Genomic DNA, 16883 nt, shown 5'->3' with positions numbered 1-16883 from the left:
CTTTTGGCACGCTGTTGAGTTCTCAAGGAACGGACGCTTCCTTTGTACTCACCCCGACCTTCCGGTCCAGGCTTTCCTCCGGGCTTTTCCCTTCGATCTTACGTTTCCGACTCTATCAGACTCTTTCGTGTCCGATTCCCGGTCGAAGCGGGTTCGCCTTCCAGGTCCCACGCTTTCGCGCTTTTCCCTTTCGGCTTTTCCAACCTTACCAGATTCTTTTTCCGTTCCGTTTCCGGTCCGAATTTCGATTCCGATGGCCGTTGGAGGGCCTTCGCCTTTCGGCGTGGCCACTACGTTAACCGATTTCTCGGACCGCTCATAATCGAGCCAAATCAATCCGAATTACGGCATGACGAAAACACACCCTGAGGGTGTGTGTCGAAAGTAGTGGTTTGCCGCTTCGAGCTGCTTCGGTCGATCCTATGGATCGCACCGACAACAGTGCCCGTTTCAAACGGCTCAGACCACATTAGGTGGTCCGCATGGGCGAGTCAAGTTGCGCGGCGGCGTGGCACATGGGCCCGGTAGGGGCTCACCGTGGGGTCGCCGTCGATCCAGAACCGCCACGGATGTGTGGCTCCGTCGCCGCCGACTCCGGTACGCGGACCATTGCGTACCCGGTCGTGGGGCGGTGGGGTGCCATGCAGCAGGTGCAGCGCGTTGCCGGGGTGGGCGATGGCGTCGGTGCCGTCGAGCGCGCGGTCGATGTCGAGGGCGGTGGCCAGTCTGGCCGGTCCTTTGGCCAGTTCCTTGTCGTTGCGGGCGGAGGTCCGGCGTACCCGGGTGAGTTCGGCGCCCACCTGGATCTCGCCCGCGCGGAGCAGGACACCGCCAGCCCTGCCCTCCGGGCCACACACCAGGTTGAGGCAGTGCCACATGCCGTACGTGAAGTAGACGTACGCGTGACCGGGCGGTCCGTACATGACGCTGTTGCGTGGAGTGCGGCCCCTGAAGGCGTGCGATCCGGGGTCGGCCTCGCCCGCGTACGCCTCGACCTCGGTGAGGCGGAGCTCGATGGGGCCGTCGGGTGTGGTGCGGACCAGGATCCGGCCCAGCAGGTCGGGGGCCACGTCCAGTACGGGGCGGTCGAAGAAGTCGCGGGTGAGCGGTGTACGTTCCAGACCCTCGGTCATGACGTTCGAGGGTACCGGGAACCGACCGCGGTCCTGGGGCGTATCTAGGGGTCAGGATCTAGGAGGAGAGAACATGGGCTTCAAACGGCTGCTCGCGAGCCTGGGTGCCGGCGGTGCTTCGGTGGAGACCGAGCTCAGCGAACTCAACGTCGTACCGGGCGGGGTCGTCCAGGGCGAGGTGCGGATCCAGGGCGGCAGCGTGGATCAGCAGATCGAGGGGCTCTCCGTGGGGCTGCAGGCCCGGGTCGAGGTCGAGGGGCAGGACACGGAGACCAAGCAGGACATCGAGTTCACCAAGCTCCGGCTCGGTGGCGCGTTCCAGGTGCAGGCCGGTGCGGTGCACGTCGTTCCGTTCGGGCTCGAGATCCCGTGGGAGACGCCGATCACGATGTTCGCCGGTCAGCACCTGCACGGCATGCACATCGGCGTGACCACGGAGCTGGAGATCGCTCGGGCGGTGGACTCCGGCGACCTGGACCCCGTCAATGTGCATCCGCTGCCGGCCCAGGAGGCGATTCTCGACGCCTTCGGGCGGCTCGGTTTCGGTTTCCGCAGCGCGGACATGGAGCGCGGCCACATTCGCGGTACGCGCCAGCGGCTGCCGTTCTACCAGGAGATCGAGTTCTACCCGCCGCAGCAGTACCGCGGGCTCAACCAGGTGGAGCTGTCGTTCGTCGCGGACGACCGCGAGATGGACGTCGTCCTGGAGATGGACAAGAAGCCGGGACTCTTCAGCGAGGGCAGCGACACCTACCGTTCCTTCAAGGTCGGGCTGAACGACTTCCACACGACGGACTGGGCGGCGTACCTCAACCAGTGGCTCGCCGAGGTCGGCGGTCGGCGCAACTGGTTCTGACAATCCGGTTCCGGTGCCGTGGACGGCGGTGTCCGCCCCGCGGACACCGCCGTCCACGGCACTAGGGTCGGGGAAAGACCTGCCGACGGCGGCAGGGCGATCAGGAGAGGTGCTGACGTGACCGAGCAGAAAAGGGCGCCGCTGCCGCACGACTTCCATCCCGAGGTGCCGTCGTTCACGGTGGTGAGCGACGATCTCGCCCCCGGGGCCGTGCTGGCCGACGCGCAGGTGCTGGCGGCCGGGAACGCTTCGCCGCAGCTGCGGTGGGAGGGTTTCCCCGCGGAGACCAAGAGTTTCGCCGTGACCTGCTTCGATCCCGACGCCCCCACGGGCAGCGGGTTCTGGCACTGGGTGCTCTTCGACATCCCGGCCTCGGTCACCGAGCTGCCGGCCGGTGCGGGCAGCGGGGAGTTCGCCGGACTGCCCGCCGGGGCCGTGCACGCCCGCAACGACTACGGGACGAAGGACTTCGGCGGCGCCGCGCCGCCGGCCGGCGAGAACCACCGCTACGTCTTCACCGTGTACGCCGTCGACAGCGAGAAGCTCGGGGTCGACAGCGACACGTCGCCCGCGGTCGTCGGGTTCAATCTGCGGTTCCACGCGCTGGGGCGTGCCCAGCTGATCGGTGAGTACGAGGCCCCGGCCGCGTAGGCGCCGAGCCGTCACCGGGAGACCACCCCGGGCGGGCGGCCCGAGAGGTCGCCGGAACCCAGAGTTTCCCCGTTGTTCGCCCTGCCCTGGTCCTGAAGCGATCGGGGCAGGGCATTTTTTATTGCGTTGTCCCTCACAGCCTGCCCGGCCAGAGTTGTTCCGGGCCTGCCAGGGGGCGGGCGGCACACGGGAGGTGGGCGAGATGCGGGACACGCTGGTGCTGAACGCGAGCTTCGAGCCGCTGTCGACGGTGACGCTGAACCGTGCGGTGGTGCTGGTGCTGCAGGACAAGGCCGTCGTCGAGCAGTCCCACCCCGATCTCCGCATGCGTGGCGCCGCCGTGGACATCCCGGTGCCCAGGGTGATCAGGCTCTGCCGGTACGTACGGGTGCCGTTCCGAAGACAGGCCCCGTGGTCCAGGAGGGGCGTGCTGATACGGGACCAGCACCGGTGCGCGTACTGCGGACGGCGGGCGAGCACCGTCGACCACGTGGTGCCGCGGGCCCAGGGCGGCCAGGACACCTGGCTGAACACGGTGGCGTCCTGCGCCGAGGACAACCACCGCAAGGCGGCCCGGACGCCGGAGCAGGCCGGAATGCCGCTGCTGCGGCAGCCGTTCGTCCCCTCCCCCGCGGAGGCGATGCTGCTGGCGATGCGGACCGACGACCGGTCCGCGCTGCCGGAATGGCTGGATCACGCCGCCGCGTAGTCGGCGTACGCGCGGCACCCACCGAGACATACGCGTCGAACACACGGGAAGCCCGTCCTCCTGCGAGGGCGGCTTCCTGTGTGCCGGCCGTGTCAGCGGAGCAGCAACTGGACGATGGCGACCGTGCCGACCACGACGATGAGGGTGCGCAGGACGGTGGGGCTGAGGCGGCGGCCGACCTTCGCACCGATCTGGCCGCCCAGGGCGGAGCCGACCGCTATCAGCACGACCGCCGTCCAGTCGAAGTCCGCGACGAAGAGGAAGAAGAGCGCGGCGATGCTGTTGACGACGGCTGCCAGGACGTTCTTGACGGCGTTGAGCCGCTGCATCGTGTCGTCGAGCAGCATCCCCATCAGGGAGAGGTAGATGATCCCCTGGGCGGCGGTGAAGTAGCCGCCGTAGACACTGGCGAGCATCAGCCCGGTGAAGAGGAGGGGGCCGCCGTCGGTGCGGGTGGGACCGCCGTTGTGCTCGCGTCGTCGCTGGACAGCCCTGCTGATGCGCGGTTGCAGGATGACCAGGATCAGGGCCAGCGTCACCAGGACCGGCACGATGGTCTCGAAGGCCGTGGACGGCAGGGACAGCAGGAGCGTGGCCCCGGTGAGACCGCCGATCAGGGCCGCGACGGCGAGCTTGAGGACCCGGCGGCTCTGCCCCGCGAGCTCCACGCGATAGCCTATGGCGCCGCTGATCGAGCCGGGGATCAGGCCGAGCGCGTTGGAGACGGTGGCGGTGACCGGGGGCAGCCCGGTGGCGAGCAGCACCGGGAAGGTGATCAGCGTTCCGGATCCGACGATCGTGTTGATCGTGCCGGCGCCGATGCCCGCCGCGAAGACGGCGAGCATCTCCCAGATGGTCATGGCGACTCCCCCGTGCATGGTCGATGCGTCGTGCACCGATCATGCACGAGGGCATGTACGCATCATTCGACCGGGGGCTGTTCCCGCCGCTCCTTGCCGCCGGTGTCGAATCCGGGGGCGCCGTTGCCGAGGTTGCCGAAGGCGCCGCTGAGGCCCTTCAGTGCGTCACCGATCTCGCTGGGCACGATCCAGAGCTTGTTGGCATCGCCCTCGGCGATCTTCGGGAGCATCTGGAGGTACTGGTACGAGAGGAGCTTCTGGTCCGGGTCACCGGCGTGGATGGACTCGAAGACCGTACGGATGGCCTGGGCCTCGCCCTCCGCCCGCAGGGCGGACGCCCTGGCTTCACCCTCGGCGCGCAGGATGGCGGACTGCTTCTCGCCCTCCGCGGTGAGGATCGCGGACTGACGGGTTCCTTCGGCCTGGAGGATCGCGGCGCGCTTGTCGCGGTCCGCGCGCATCTGCTTCTCCATCGAGTCCTGGATGGAGGTGGGGGGCTCGATCGCCTTGAGTTCGACGCGGTTGACGCGGATGCCCCACTTGCCGGTCGCCTCGTCGAGGACTCCGCGGAGCGCGGCGTTGATCTCCTCGCGGGAGGTCAGCGTCCGTTCCAGGTCCATGCCACCGATGATGTTGCGGAGGGTGGTGACCGTGAGCTGCTCGATCGCCTGGATGTAGCTGGCGACTTCGTACGTGGCGGCCCTGGCGTCCGTCACCTGGTAGTAGATGACGGTGTCGATGTTGACGACCAGGTTGTCCTGGGTGATCACCGGCTGGGGCGGGAACGGGACGACCTGTTCACGCAGGTCGATGCGGTTCCTGATCGTGTCGATGAACGGAACGACGATGTTCAGGCCCGCGTTGAGCGTACGGGTGTAGCGGCCGAAGCGCTCCACGATGGCGGCGCTGGCCTGCGGAATGACCTGGATCGTCTTGATCAGGGCGATGAAGACGAGCACCACCAGAATGATCAGGACGATGATGATCGGTTGCATCGTGGTTCCTCATTGCCCTTCGGTTGCCGACGGATCGCGGGTGATCGAGGTCGAGATCGAGTGAAGAGGTCGAGAACGGCTGCGCCCTCGATCTCATGATGATCGACTTCGAGTCTGACAGAACGCGCGCTGCGGTGGGGGTGATTCGGTCACATGACGACTGCTGTTGCTCCGTCGATGTCGACGACATCGACCTGTTGGCCCGGATCGAAGCTCTGGTCCCCGTCGAGTGCCCGGGCGGACCAGATCTCGCCGGCCAGCTTGATCCTGCCGCCGTTGCCGTCGACCCGTTCCAGGACGACCGCCTGACGGCCTTTCAGTCCATCGATGCCCGTGGCGAGTTGGGGTCGGTCTGCGCGGTGCCTGGTGGCGATCGGGCGCACCACGGCGATGAGCGCCACGGAGACCACGAGGAACACCAGCACCTGGACCACGATGCCGCCGCCGAGCGCCGCGACGACCGCGGCGGCGACCGCTCCGACGGCGAACATGCCGAATTCGGGCATCGCGGTCAGGACGAGCGGGATGCCCAGCCCCGCCGCGCCGATCAGCCACCACACCCACGCGTCGATGTCCACGTGGTCATCGTAGGACCGCGGGTGCCCTCGCGGACAGTGCGCAAGCGGACAGGCTCGACGGCCCCACGGCCCGGGCGGCCCATGGTCGGCGGTGGACGGCGGGCGATGGCAGCCGGGGTGGGCGATGGCCGTCGGGCGGTCGGCGGCTTCCGCTCTCCCCGGGGAGGACGTCCCGGGAGAGACGCCTCAGGAGGGACGTCTCAGCACGGGCGCCCCGGGTACGGACGCCTCGGCACGGACGTCTCAGGACAGCGGGAGTCCGTGGGCCGTGTAGCGGTCGCCCGTGTGCTCGACGACGAGCGGCAGGCCGAAGCAGAGCGAGAGGTTGCGCGAGGTGAGCTCGGTCTCCATGGGCCCGGCGGCGAGCACCTTGCCCTGGCGGATCATCAGGACGTGGGTGAAGCCCGGGGCGATCTCCTCGACATGGTGGGTGACCATGATCATGGAGGGGGCGTAGGGGTCGCGGGCCAGCCGGCCGAGGCGGCGGACCAGGTCCTCGCGTCCGCCGAGGTCGAGTCCCGCCGCGGGCTCGTCGAGGAGCAGCAGTTCGGGGTCGGTCATCATGGCGCGGGCGATCAGCGTCCGCTTGCGCTCGCCCTCGGACAGGGTGCCGAACTTGCGGTCGAGGTACTCGTTCATGCCGAGGCGGTCGAGGAAGGCGCGGGCGCGCTCCTCGTCGACGGCTTCGTAGTTCTCGTGCCAGGTGGCGGTCATGCCGTAGGCCGCGGTGAGCACGGTCTGCAGGACGGTCTGGCGCTTGGGCAGCTTCTCGGCCATGGCGACGCCCGCCATGCCGATGCGGGGGCGGAGATCGAAGACGTCGGTGCCGACGCCGCCGAGTTGTTCGCCGAGGATGCCGACGGTGCCGGTGCTCGGGAAGAGGTAGCTGGACGCGATGTTGAGGAGGGTCGTCTTGCCCGCGCCGTTCGGGCCGAGGATGACCCAGCGCTCCCCCTCCTTGACCTGCCAGGAGACGTCTTCCACCAGAGCACGTCCGTCGCGGACCACGGATACGTCCACCAGCTCCAGCACATCGCTCATGGCGCGTTGTCTCCCCATACAGTGTCGAGGTCGTCGCGTGCCTGTGGGCACAGCTCCCAGGGAAATCTACGCCACCGCGGGAGTGTGCCCGGCGCTGGGCCCGAGTGCCCCCGGGCCGCCCGCCTGTTCCCTAGGCTGTCCCCATGCTTTCGGAACCACGCTCAGGTTTGCTGGCCGCTTGGGGGAACGCGCTGCTCGCGGGACTCGTGTCCCCGGACGACGCGGTGCTCGCCATCGTCGGGGAGGACGCGGTGCACCGCGTGGAGGGGCTGCCGGGCGAGGCGGGGCCGGTGGGGCTGACGCTGGCGCTCGGGCGGTTGCGCGCCCTGGGGGTGAGCGGGTTCCGGGTCGCGCTGCCCGCCCCGGGGCATCCGCTGGGGCTGAGCGGTCCGCCGGAGTTCAACGCACGGGCACTGGAGGCGGAGGAGGCGGTGATCGCCTCCGGTGCCCCGTACGGGCTGGTTCCCGAGGTGAGCGAGCGGGGACCGGAGGGGGATCTTCACGTCGAGGTGGTGTGGCACTGCCTGCCGGTACGGGAGGCTCCACCGGCCGACGTGCCGTCGCTGGGCGAGGCGGAGCGGGAGCTCGCCGAGGCGCTGCGGGACGCGACGGAGGTGCTGTCGCGGCTGGACGTGGCCGGTTCCGGGCCGATGGCGGAGGCGGCGGTGGACGCGTACCGGGCGCGGGCGGAGCGGAGCCGCGAGGTGCTGGCTCCGGGGTATCCGCCGCGTGCGGTGCGGGTGCTGGAGCTGGCACAGCGGGTCGGGCTGCTGGTCTCGGTGGCGTACGGGAACGGGCACGGCGGGGCGGTGAGCGCCTCGGAGATCGCGGCACGTGCGGAGGCGCTGCGGCCGGTCGAGCGGGTGGCCCGGAGGGCGCAGGTCGCCGCGTACAACGCCTGCGTGGAGGAGCGCGGGCGGGAACAGTAGGTCCGGCGGGCGCCGCCCCCGGGGCGGGTCGGCGCCCGGCCGGGGCGCGGGAAGACCCGAGCGCGTGGAGGGACGGTCGCGTCCGCGTGGCCGGACCTCCCGCCGGACGGGCGACGCGCGCACCGACGGGCGTCCCATGTCGCGGTGCGCACCCTGCGAGGGCGTCCGGTCGCGGCGCGCACACCGTCCGCGACGTGCGCATCGTCCGCGGTGCGCCCCTCCGGCCGTGCCCGGTCGCGGGCGCGTGCGCCGTCGGGGTGCGCCCGGTCACGGTGCCGTTCCGCTCAGCCGGCCGGCACCGTCCGGGGTGCGCCCGGTAGCGGTGCCGCTCGGCTCAGCCGGCCGCCCCGTTCCGTACGGCCCAGAGGGCCGCCTGGGTCCGGTCCGAGAGGTCCAGCTTCATCAATATGTTCGAGACGTGGGTCTTGACGGTCTTCTCGGAGAGGACCAGGGCCCGTGCGATCTCGCGGTTGGAGCGGCCGTCGGCGATCAGGCCCAGTACTTCCCGTTCCCGTTCGGTGAGGGTGCTCCCCCGGCCCGTGCCGCCGCCTTCGTCCTGGGTGAGCAGGGCTCCCGCGACCTCCGGCTGGAGGAGCACGTGTCCGGCGTACACCGAGCGGATCGCCCCTGCCAGGGCGTCGGGGTCGACGTCCTTGTACACATAGCCGGAGGCCCCGGCCCGGAGGGCGGGCACGACGGTGCGCTGTTCGGTGAAGCTGGTGACGATCAGGACCTTGGCCGGGTTCGCCAGCTCACGGAGTCTGCGCAGGGCCTCGATCCCGTCGGTTCCGGGCATCTTGATGTCCATCAGGACGACATCGGGACGGAGTTCCTCGGTCCTGGCCACGCCCTCGGCGCCGTCGGACGCCTCGCCCACCACCTCTATGTCGTCCTGGATCTCCAGGAACGTACGCAGACCGCGGCGGACCACCTGGTGGTCGTCGACCAGCAGCACCCTGATGATCTTGTCAGCCACCGGGTATCTCCATCTCGATCGTGGTGCCCTTGCCGGGCGCCGATTCAACGGTGAGCCTTCCGCCGACCCCGCTCGCGCGGTCCCGCATCGACACCAGGCCCAGGTGGCGGCCGGCCTGCCTGGTCGCCGCGGGGTCGAAGCCGCCGCCGTCGTCGGTGATGCGCAGCCGTGCGCCGTTGCCGTGCCGGGTCAGGGTGACGTCGACGTGTGCGGCGCCCGAGTGGCGCAGGGCGTTGTGCAGGGCTTCCTGGGAGACCCGGAGCAGCGCTTCCTCCTGGGCCGCGGGCAGGGCGCGTACGCCCTTGCCGGTGAAGGTGACCCGGGCCGCGTGGGCGCGGTCCAGGACCTGGATCTGGGTGCGCAGCGTGGCGACGAGGCCGTCCTCGTCGAGGGCGGCCGGGCGCAGTTCGACGACGGCCGCGCGCAGTTCGTCCACGGCTTCCGCGGCGAGCGCGGCCACCTGGTGGAGCTCTCCCTTGGCGCGGACCGGGTCGCGGTCGATCAGGGCGGTGGCCGCCTGCGCCGTGAGGCGCAGCGAGAACAGCTTCTGGCTGACGGCGTCGTGCAGCTCATGGGCGAGCCTGGAGCGCTCCTCGGCGATGGTCAGTTCCCGGCTGCGTTCGTACAGCCGGGCGTTGGTGAGGGCGATCGCCGCGTGCTGGGCGAGGATCGACAGCAGTTCCTCGTCCTCGGCGGTGAAACCGCAGCTGCCCTCCGGTTTCGGGCAGCGCTTGTTGGCGAGGAAGAGCGCGCCGAGGGTCGCGTCGCCGTCCCGGATGGGCAGGCCGAGGAAGTCGGACATGTCGGGGTGGGCGGCGGGCCAGCCCCCGAAGCGGGGGTCCTTCCGGACGTCGGCGAGGCGCTCGGGCCGCGCCTCGTGGAGCATCGCGGCGAGGACGCCGTGCTGCCGGGGCAGCGGGCCGATGGCCCTCCACTGCTCGTCGCTGACGCCGTCGACGACGAACTGGGCGAAACCTCCGTGGTCGTCGGGGACACCCAGTGCGGCGTACTCGGCGTCCAGCAGTTCGCGGGCCGAGGCGACGATCGTCTTCAAAACGTCGCGCACTTCGAGTGGCCGGCTCATGGCGAGGAGTGCGGCACTCACCGCTGCGAGGCCCGACGGTGGGCGATGGCTCATGGCCTCACCGTACAAGCGGGACGCGTACGCCGTATCGGCCTGTGGGCGGCTGCCGCTTAGGGCTCGGGAACTAGGCCCTGTCGTCGGACCGCCGCTGCCGCACGGCGAGGCCGGTGCGGGCGCTCTCGGGGCTCGTATCCCGACTCCTCACCCTCCGAATTGCTTGAGCAACGGTTAGTGAGTTTGCCGGACGACCGGTGTGAGGCCGGGCATAGGACCCACATCACTTACGAAGGATGCTAGTGGACACATAAGTGCGGCAACACTGTGCAGGAGCGCGGGCCGCCCCGATCGAGAGCCTCCCCGGTCCACTATCCGGGGTCGTACGTCACACCTTTGCCAGCGAATTTTGCTGGCGCTAAGAATTGCTCTCGTCCCCGACGGAGGTGCGCACGCAGCGCTTCCCGTCTTCGTCCTCCGTGAGGACTTCCGCGATTCGAAGAGGTATCTCTGCATGACCGTGTCCAGCGTCCCCGCCCGTCGTAGTCGTCTGAACAAGGCCCAGAAGTTCTCCCTCGCAGGTATCGCAGCCGCTGCCGTCGCGTCCCTTTCGTTCTCGCTCGTCCCCGCCAACGCCGAGTCCAAGCCCGAGACCGAGGCCGAGGCCGCCGCGTCCACCGCGCCCGTGGTGTTCGGTTCCGTCGTCGGCAACCCGCACGCCAAGGCGCTGCAGGCCAGTTTCATCGAGCAGAACTCGACCGCCGAGAAGCTGGTGAAGGCCGCCGACCAGGCCCGCGCCAAGGAAGTCGCGGTCAAGAAGAAGACCGAGGCCGCCGCCAGGGCGAAGGCCACCGCCGTCGCCGAGGCCAAGGCCCGGAGCCAGGTCGAGGACGCCCCCGCGAGCCGCTCCACGGTCCGTACCCCGGTCTACGCGAACAACCTGGACGGGTGGATCCGGGAGGCGCTGGACGTCATGAGGGCGCACGGCATCCCCGGCACCTACCACGGTCTGCACAAGAACATCATCCGGGAGTCCTCCGGCAACCCGTACGCGGTCAACGACTGGGACATCAACGCCCGCAACGGCGTCCCGTCCCGCGGCCTGCTCCAGGTCATCCAGCCCACGTTCGACGCGTACCACGTGCCCGGCACCTCGAAGAACATCTACGACCCGGTCGCCAACCTCACGGCCGCGGCCAACTACGCCGCCGACCGCTACGGCTCGATCGACAACGTCAACAGCGCGTACTGACCGGATCAAGGCGTACGGCGTACGTCCCCCGTCCGACGCGCATACGCCGGAGGGCGGCACCCCAGTGCTGGGGTGCCGCCCTCCGGCGTTGTGCGTGCCGATGCCCGTCGGCGCCCATGGCACGGCCGTCCGCGCGCGGGCCCATGGGGCTCTACTTGCGCATGACCTCCGGCTCGTGGCGACGCAGCAGTCGCGCGACCGCGAAGCCGCAGACGATGCCGAGGAACAGCAGCACCGAGACGTCCAGCGCCCACTGACCGGCCGTGTGCTCCCACAGCGGGTCCAGGTCGGTCGGGTCCTTGGGGTCCCACGGTGCCATGAGGTGCGAGAGGTCGAGGGTGGCACCCGCGCCGGCGATGGCCCAGCGGGACGGCATCAGCCAGGCGAACTGCTCCAGGCCCGGCGAGCCGTACACCTGGAAGAGGATGCCGGTGAAGACGACCTGGACGATCGCGAACATGACCAGCAGCGGCATGGTCTTCTCGGAGGTCTTCACCAGCGAGGAGATCACCAGGCCGAACATCATCGAGGTGAAGCCGAGCACGATGATCGTCACGCAGAGTTCGACGGCGGGCGGCATGATCAGGCCCTCGTCGGGCAGCTTGCGGGTGGCGAAGCCGATACCGCAGATGATGACGCCCTGGAGGGCCGTGATGACTCCGAGAACGATCACCTTGGACATCAGGTAGGCGGAACGGGAGAGACCGGTGGCCCGTTCCCGTTCGTAGATGACGCGTTCCTTGATCAGTTCTCGTACGGAGTTGGCCGCACCACTGAAGCACATGCCGACCGCGAGAATCAGCATGATCGTGCCGGCGGCGCTGTTGAACCGGGACGGCGGCTCCGGCGCCGCCAGGCCGAACTTGGCCGGGATGACCACGCTGACGAGGCCGAGCACGGCGGGCAGGATCACCATCAGGCCCATGAAGCCCTTGTCGGACGCGATCACCGAGAGGTAGCGGCGGATCAATGTCCACAGCTGGGCCGACCAGCTCTGCGGCTTGGGCGGGCGTATCTGCTGCGGGGTCGGCATGTGCACGGGCTGGGCGGCGACGGCGTCGATGTCCGCGGCGTACATCTGGTAGTGCTGGGAGCCGCGCCAGCGGCCCGCCCAGTCGTAGTCGCGGTAGTTCTCGAACGCGGAGAACACGTCGGCCCAGGTGGTGTAGCCGAAGAAGTTGAGCGCCTCTTCCGGCGGGCCGAAGTAGGCGACGGCCCCGCCCGGCGCCATGACGAGCAGCTTGTCGCAGAGCGCCAGCTCGGCCACGGAGTGGGTGACGACGAGGACCGTGCGCCCGTCGTCGGCCAGACCGCGCAGCAGCTGCATGACGTCACGGTCCATGCCCGGGTCGAGACCGGAGGTCGGCTCGTCCAGGAAGATCAGCGACGGCTTGGTGAGCAGCTCCAGCGCCACGGAGACGCGCTTGCGCTGGCCTCCGGAGAGCGAGGTGACCTTCTTGTCCTTGTGGATGTCGAGCTTGAGCTCGGCGAGGACCTCGTGGATGCGGGCCTCGCGCTCGGCCTCGGTGGTGTCCGCGGGGAAGCGGAGCTTGGCCGCGTACTTGAGGGCCTTGGTGACGGTGAGTTCCTTGTGCAGGATGTCGTCCTGCGGGACCAGACCGATGCGCTGGCGCAGCTCGGCGAACTGCTTGTACAGGTTCCGGTTGTCGTAGAGCACGTCGCCCTGGTTGGCGGGCCGGTAGCCGGTGAGCGCCTTGAGCAGGGTGGACTTGCCGGAGCCGGACGGGCCGATGACCGCGACGAGCGACTTCTCCGGGACGCCGAACGAGACGTCCTTGAGGATCTGCTTCCCGCCGTCGACCGTCACGGTGAGGTGGCGGGCGGAGAACGTGACCTCACCGGTGTCGACGAACTCCTCCAGCCGGTCGCCGACCAGGCGGAACGTCGAGTGACCGACGCCGACGATGTCGTTCGGGCCGATGAGCGCGGAACCGGACTTGGGGAGCGGCTGACCGTTGACGTAGGTGCCGTTGTGCGAGCCGAGGTCACGGAGCTCGAAACGGCCGTCGGGCGTCGCGTGGAATTCGGCGTGGTGCCGCGAGACCTGGAGGTCGGAGACGACCAGTTCGTTCTCCAGCGCGCGGCCGATGCGCATCACGCGGCCGAGGGCCAGCTGGTGGAACGTGGTCGGGCTCCGGTCGCCGCGCACCGACGGGGCCCCCGCGACACCGCCGGGCCCGGCCGCGCCGGGTGTGGGCCCCATGGCCTGCTGGTGCGGGACCTGGGGCTGCTGGGGTTGCACGGGCTGCTGCGGCTGGTGTCCCTGAGGGGCCTGGTGCCCCTGGGGGGCCTGCTGCCAGCCCTGGTGCGGCTGCTGCTGAGCGGGCGCCTGGCCGCCCTGCCAGCCCGCACCGGCCTGCTGTGGCTGGTGGGCGGGCGCCTGCTGAGGCTGCTGGGCCTGCTGGGCCTGCTGGACGGGAGGCTGCTGCGCGCCCGCGCCCTGTCCGCCGTAGGCACCGGCGTCTGCGGCGGCACCCGTTTCCGCGGCGGCGAAGCTCAGCCGCGGTCCGTCATTGGCGTTGCCCAGGTGCACGGCGACGCCGGGGCCGATCTCCAACTGCTGGATGCGACGGCCCTGGGCATAGGTGCCGTTCGTGCTGCCGTGGTCCTCGATGAACCAGCCACGGCCTCCCCAGCTGATCGTGGCGTGCCGCCACGACACCCTGGCGTCCTCGATCGTCAGGTCCCCCTGCGGATCGCGCCCCACGGTGTACGGCCTGGACGGATCGAGCGTCCAGGTCCTGCCATTCAATTCAAGTACGAGTTCCGGCACTCCGCGCCCCACTTGTCGTCCCCCGATTGACCCCCGTCGCAGGGGGTCTAGGGATGCTGAACATCGTGGGGAACTATTCCAGGAGCGGTCCCGGATACGAAAGCCGGGCAGGGGTGAAGACCCTGCGGGGCCCGGGGCGGCACCACCGGGCGGGACGAACGGTCCGGAGGACGGCAAGCCGCCACGAGTGCCCCGAACGGGAGCGAAATCTGCGTGAACGTCGGCGAAGTCCGCGTGAATCACGAGGGAACGGGGCCGGTCCGCGACCGGGCGGACGACGCCGGGTGCCGGGCCCCGGCCCGGGGAAGCCGGGCTGCGTACGCGCTCCGTCGCGGTGCGCGTACGGCGGGTACGAGGGCCGGGAACACCGGGCGGGCCGCTGTCCGGCCCTCGGGACGGGCCGCCGGGGCGAGGAGGCGGACAGATACGGTGGAAGCACCATGAGCGCATCGCAGCCACCTCAGTCCTCGCCGTCTCCCGTGCCCGGGGAATCCCGCCAGGGCGCCGACACCCCCACCCTTCTCGTGAAGATCTTCGGGAAGGACCGCCCGGGGATCACCGCCGGGCTCTTCGACACTCTCGCGGCCTATTCGGTCGATGTCGTCGACATCGAGCAGGTCGTCACCCGCGGTCGCATCGTCCTGTGCGCGCTGATCACGACGCCGGACGCGGCCGGCACCACCGAGGGCGATCTGCGGGCGACCGTGCACAGCTGGGCGGAGTCGCTGAAGCTCCAGGCCGAGATCATCTCCGGCACGGGCGACAACCGTCCGCGCGGCTGCGGGCGCTCCCACGTGACGGTGCTCGGGCACCCGCTGACCGCGCAGTCGACAGCCGCCATAGCGGCCAGGATCACCTCGACGGGCGGCAACATCGACCGGATCTTCCGGCTCGCGAAGTACCCGGTGACGGCCGTCGAGTTCGCGGTCTCCGGAACCGGCACCGAGGAGCTGCGGACGGCCCTGGCGACACAGTCCGCCGAGATCGGTGTCGACGTCGCGGTGGTGTCGGCCGGGCTGAGCCGCAGGGCGCAGCGGCTGGTCGTCATGGACGTCGACTCGACGCTCATCCAGGACGAGGTCATCGAGCTGTTCGCCGCCCACGCGGGCTGCGAGGACAAGGTCGCCGAGGTGACCGGGCGGGCGATGCGCGGCGAGCTCGACTTCGAGCAGTCGCTGCACGCGCGGGTGGCCCTGCTGGCGGGGCTCGACGCGTCGGTGGTGGACAAGGTGCGGGCCGAGGTGCGGCTGACGCCGGGCGCCCGGACCCTGATCCGTACGCTGAAGCGGCTCGGGTACCAGGTGGGGGTGGTGTCGGGCGGCTTCACGCAGGTCACCGACGATCTGAAGGAACGGCTCGGGCTCGACTTCGCCTCCGCCAACACGCTGGAGGTGGTCGACGGCAAGCTCACCGGGCGGGTCGTCGGGGACATAGTCGACCGGGCCGGCAAGGCCCGTCTGCTGCGCAGTTTCGCCGCGCAGGCCGGGGTGCCACTCGCGCAGACCGTCGCGATCGGTGACGGTGCCAACGACCTGGACATGCTGAACACGGCGGGGCTCGGGGTGGCCTTCAACGCCAAGCCGGTGGTCCGCGAGGCCGCCCATACCGCGGTGAACGTGCCGTTCCTGGACACCGTGCTGTACCTGCTGGGCATCACCCGCGAGGAGGTCGAGGCCGCCGACGGCCTGGTGGACTGACGCGTCCGTCGCGTCCGTCGCCTCGGATGTCCCCGACGACGGGAAGGGCCCCGGTACGGAAGCGGTGAGCTTCCGTACCGGGGCCCTTCCCATGAGGCGGCCCGGACGAACGGCGGTGGGCCGGACGAACGGCGGTGGGCCGTGGACGGCGGTGGGCCGTGGACGGCGGTGGGCCGTGGACGGCGGGTCAGTCGTTGGGGGTCCAGTACTCGACGAGCCTGCCCACGCCGTGCTCCACGCCCTTCCAGGAACCGGAGAACGCGACGACGGCGAACGCGGCCGTCGGGAAACCGCCGCGGTGCATCCTCGCCAGGGCGTCTCCCTCGGCCGACGCCGAGAGGGCGTCGGCGACCGCGTGCATGCCGGGGTTGTGGCCGATGAGCAGAAGATCGCGCACATCGTCGGAGGTCTCATTGATCAGAGCGATCAGCTCGCCGGGAGACGCCTCGTACAGCCGCTCCTCGTACACGGTCCGCGGGCGTCGCGGCATCTCGTGCACCGCGAGCTTCCACGTCTCGCGCGTCCTGGCGGCGGTGGAGCAGAGGGCCAGATCGAGGTTGATCCCGGAGTCGACGAGTTTGCGGCCCGCGACGGGGGCATCCCTGCGGCCGCGTTCCGCGAGCGGCCGCTCGTGGTCGGAGTCCTGCGACCATTCCGCCTTCGCGTGCCTGAGAAGGACGATCCTGCGAGGTGTATCGACGCTCATACACCTCAGCTTCGCATGAAACGTGCCGCCCGGCGCAGGGGGTTGACGGGCTCCCGCGCAGACCCCGGGCGACGTCAGCCGGTGAACAGGGCGAGGGCTCGCGCGAGCAGCCGACCGACCGCGGGGTCGGCCGACGCCGCGTGGGCGTCACCGGATCCCATGATCATCAGCAGGAGCGCGGCGAACGCGACCGTGGGCAGCGCGACGGCCCACCACGGCAGCCGCACGTCGAGTCCGCCCGTGGGCGCGGCCGTGGGCCGGGTAGGTGCGGGAGCCGACATGTCCGCCTCCGTGGATCGCTGGTTCCGACAACCACGAACCTACGGACGCCGGGGCACCGGTCCCATCCGGCGGTCCACCCACTTCACCCTGAGCCCAGCCCCCTAGGGGATGGTGGGGCAGGCCCCACCATCCGCCTGTTCGGCCGGGGAATCGGGCCGCTCGGGACAGACGCCGGTGCGGGCCCGGGCCGAGCGGTACGAGTCCGACCGGCACGGGTGAGCGGCCCCGGACCGGTCAGGGGGACGCGATCGAGGCGACCACCCCGATGATCACCGTGACGAGAAGCATCGCCCCGAGCACGAGGAGGAGCTTCTTCTGACCGTTCTGGGGATTGGGGTCGAGCACA

The 16883-nt window shown here is 70.0% G+C and carries 17 protein-coding genes; 6 read left to right on the top strand and 11 right to left on the bottom strand.

Going from position 1 to position 16883, the window contains the following annotated elements; genetic code table 11:
- Nucleotides 1–491: 491 nt before the first annotated feature.
- Nucleotides 492–1133 (bottom strand): DNA-3-methyladenine glycosylase, encoded by a 642-nt coding sequence (locus ACFYY6_RS22520; RefSeq protein WP_351526181.1) that lies wholly within the window; start codon nt 1131–1133, stop codon nt 492–494.
- Nucleotides 1134–1206: 73 nt separating this feature from the next.
- Between ACFYY6_RS22520 and ACFYY6_RS22515 the strand changes: the two genes are divergently transcribed.
- From ACFYY6_RS22515 to ACFYY6_RS22505, 3 genes are all read left to right on the top strand, one after another.
- The gene (locus tag ACFYY6_RS22515) at nt 1207–1989 is read left to right on the top strand and encodes a sporulation protein (RefSeq protein ID WP_351526179.1); all 783 of its coding nucleotides are present in this window, start codon (nt 1207–1209) and stop codon (nt 1987–1989) included.
- Between the two features lie 117 nt (nt 1990–2106).
- Complete coding sequence (locus ACFYY6_RS22510; protein ID WP_351525026.1) at nt 2107–2640, top strand: YbhB/YbcL family Raf kinase inhibitor-like protein; 534 nt, start codon at nt 2107–2109, stop codon at nt 2638–2640.
- Between the two features lie 202 nt (nt 2641–2842).
- Complete coding sequence (locus ACFYY6_RS22505) at nt 2843–3349, top strand: HNH endonuclease (protein WP_073788343.1); 507 nt, start codon at nt 2843–2845, stop codon at nt 3347–3349.
- 92 nt (nt 3350–3441) lie between these two features.
- Here the strand turns inward: ACFYY6_RS22505 and ACFYY6_RS22500 are convergent, their stop codons facing one another.
- The 4 genes from ACFYY6_RS22500 to ACFYY6_RS22485 form a co-directional block, all read right to left on the bottom strand.
- Nucleotides 3442–4209 carry a sulfite exporter TauE/SafE family protein gene (locus tag ACFYY6_RS22500; protein ID WP_351525027.1) on the bottom strand — a complete coding sequence of 256 codons (768 nt, stop codon included), beginning with the start codon at nt 4207–4209 and terminating at the stop codon, nt 3442–3444.
- Between the two features lie 62 nt (nt 4210–4271).
- Nucleotides 4272–5204: an SPFH domain-containing protein gene (locus ACFYY6_RS22495; RefSeq protein WP_351525028.1), complete on the bottom strand. Its 933-nt coding sequence runs from the start codon at nt 5202–5204 to the stop codon at nt 4272–4274.
- A 149-nt stretch (nt 5205–5353) separates the two neighbouring features.
- Nucleotides 5354–5782 (bottom strand): NfeD family protein, encoded by a 429-nt coding sequence (locus ACFYY6_RS22490; RefSeq protein WP_073788349.1) that lies wholly within the window; start codon nt 5780–5782, stop codon nt 5354–5356.
- Nucleotides 5783–6025: 243 nt separating this feature from the next.
- A complete protein-coding gene (locus ACFYY6_RS22485) occupies nt 6026–6823 on the bottom strand; it encodes an ABC transporter ATP-binding protein (RefSeq protein WP_351525029.1) in 798 nt (265 codons plus the stop codon).
- Between the two features lie 143 nt (nt 6824–6966).
- Between ACFYY6_RS22485 and ACFYY6_RS22480 the strand changes: the two genes are divergently transcribed.
- Complete coding sequence (locus ACFYY6_RS22480; RefSeq protein ID WP_351623467.1) at nt 6967–7752, top strand: hypothetical protein; 786 nt, start codon at nt 6967–6969, stop codon at nt 7750–7752.
- Nucleotides 7753–8086: 334 nt separating this feature from the next.
- Here ACFYY6_RS22480 and ACFYY6_RS22475 read toward each other — a convergent pair whose 3' ends face one another.
- On the bottom strand, nt 8087–8728 hold the full coding sequence (locus tag ACFYY6_RS22475; protein WP_351525031.1) for a response regulator transcription factor: 642 nt from the start codon (nt 8726–8728) through the stop codon (nt 8087–8089).
- Nucleotides 8721–9866 carry a GAF domain-containing sensor histidine kinase gene (locus tag ACFYY6_RS22470; protein WP_351525032.1) on the bottom strand — a complete coding sequence of 382 codons (1146 nt, stop codon included), beginning with the start codon at nt 9864–9866 and terminating at the stop codon, nt 8721–8723. The genes ACFYY6_RS22475 and ACFYY6_RS22470 overlap by 8 nt, the downstream gene beginning before the upstream one ends.
- Before the next feature lie 454 nt (nt 9867–10320).
- Between ACFYY6_RS22470 and ACFYY6_RS22465 the strand changes: the two genes are divergently transcribed.
- Nucleotides 10321–11058 (top strand): transglycosylase SLT domain-containing protein, encoded by a 738-nt coding sequence (locus ACFYY6_RS22465; protein WP_389194778.1) that lies wholly within the window; start codon nt 10321–10323, stop codon nt 11056–11058.
- A 151-nt stretch (nt 11059–11209) separates the two neighbouring features.
- Here ACFYY6_RS22465 and ACFYY6_RS22460 read toward each other — a convergent pair whose 3' ends face one another.
- The gene (locus tag ACFYY6_RS22460; RefSeq protein ID WP_351623468.1) at nt 11210–13864 is read right to left on the bottom strand and encodes an FHA domain-containing protein; all 2655 of its coding nucleotides are present in this window, start codon (nt 13862–13864) and stop codon (nt 11210–11212) included.
- A gap of 428 nt (nt 13865–14292) precedes the next feature.
- Between ACFYY6_RS22460 and serB the strand changes: the two genes are divergently transcribed.
- On the top strand, nt 14293–15549 hold the full coding sequence (gene serB / locus ACFYY6_RS22455; RefSeq protein ID WP_351525035.1) for a phosphoserine phosphatase SerB: 1257 nt from the start codon (nt 14293–14295) through the stop codon (nt 15547–15549).
- A gap of 187 nt (nt 15550–15736) precedes the next feature.
- Here serB and ACFYY6_RS22450 read toward each other — a convergent pair whose 3' ends face one another.
- The 3 genes from ACFYY6_RS22450 to ACFYY6_RS22440 form a co-directional block, all read right to left on the bottom strand.
- The gene (locus tag ACFYY6_RS22450) at nt 15737–16255 is read right to left on the bottom strand and encodes a histidine phosphatase family protein (RefSeq protein WP_351525499.1); all 519 of its coding nucleotides are present in this window, start codon (nt 16253–16255) and stop codon (nt 15737–15739) included.
- A 74-nt stretch (nt 16256–16329) separates the two neighbouring features.
- Entirely contained in the window at nt 16330–16536 is a 207-nt protein-coding gene (locus ACFYY6_RS22445; protein WP_351525500.1) for a hypothetical protein, read from the bottom strand.
- A gap of 235 nt (nt 16537–16771) precedes the next feature.
- Nucleotides 16772–16882 (bottom strand): SGM_5486 family transporter-associated protein, encoded by a 111-nt coding sequence (locus ACFYY6_RS22440; protein WP_351525507.1) that lies wholly within the window; start codon nt 16880–16882, stop codon nt 16772–16774.
- Nucleotide 16883 lies beyond the last annotated feature (1 nt).

It is taken from the genome of Streptomyces sp. NPDC001750, assembly GCF_042892615.1.
GTDB lineage: Bacteria > Actinomycetota > Actinomycetes > Streptomycetales > Streptomycetaceae > Streptomyces.
The sequence above is the reverse complement of the archived record's forward strand: the minus strand, read 5'-3'. Positions and strand labels throughout refer to the sequence as shown.

Coding starts and splice junctions, on each gene's coding strand:
- serB (WP_351525035.1), top strand. CDS start 14,293: ATGAGCGCATCGCAGCCACCTCAGTCCTCGCCGTCTCCCGTGCCCGGG.
- ACFYY6_RS22500 (WP_351525027.1), bottom strand. CDS start 4,209: ATGACCATCTGGGAGATGCTCGCCGTCTTCGCGGCGGGCATCGGCGCC.
- ACFYY6_RS22485 (WP_351525029.1), bottom strand. CDS start 6,823: ATGAGCGATGTGCTGGAGCTGGTGGACGTATCCGTGGTCCGCGACGGA.
- ACFYY6_RS22445 (WP_351525500.1), bottom strand. CDS start 16,536: ATGTCGGCTCCCGCACCTACCCGGCCCACGGCCGCGCCCACGGGCGGA.
- ACFYY6_RS22505 (WP_073788343.1), top strand. CDS start 2,843: ATGCGGGACACGCTGGTGCTGAACGCGAGCTTCGAGCCGCTGTCGACG.
- ACFYY6_RS22465 (WP_389194778.1), top strand. CDS start 10,321: ATGACCGTGTCCAGCGTCCCCGCCCGTCGTAGTCGTCTGAACAAGGCC.
- ACFYY6_RS22450 (WP_351525499.1), bottom strand. CDS start 16,255: ATGAGCGTCGATACACCTCGCAGGATCGTCCTTCTCAGGCACGCGAAG.
- ACFYY6_RS22495 (WP_351525028.1), bottom strand. CDS start 5,204: ATGCAACCGATCATCATCGTCCTGATCATTCTGGTGGTGCTCGTCTTC.
- ACFYY6_RS22470 (WP_351525032.1), bottom strand. CDS start 9,866: ATGAGCCATCGCCCACCGTCGGGCCTCGCAGCGGTGAGTGCCGCACTC.
- ACFYY6_RS22515 (WP_351526179.1), top strand. CDS start 1,207: ATGGGCTTCAAACGGCTGCTCGCGAGCCTGGGTGCCGGCGGTGCTTCG.
- ACFYY6_RS22520 (WP_351526181.1), bottom strand. CDS start 1,133: ATGACCGAGGGTCTGGAACGTACACCGCTCACCCGCGACTTCTTCGAC.
- ACFYY6_RS22480 (WP_351623467.1), top strand. CDS start 6,967: ATGCTTTCGGAACCACGCTCAGGTTTGCTGGCCGCTTGGGGGAACGCG.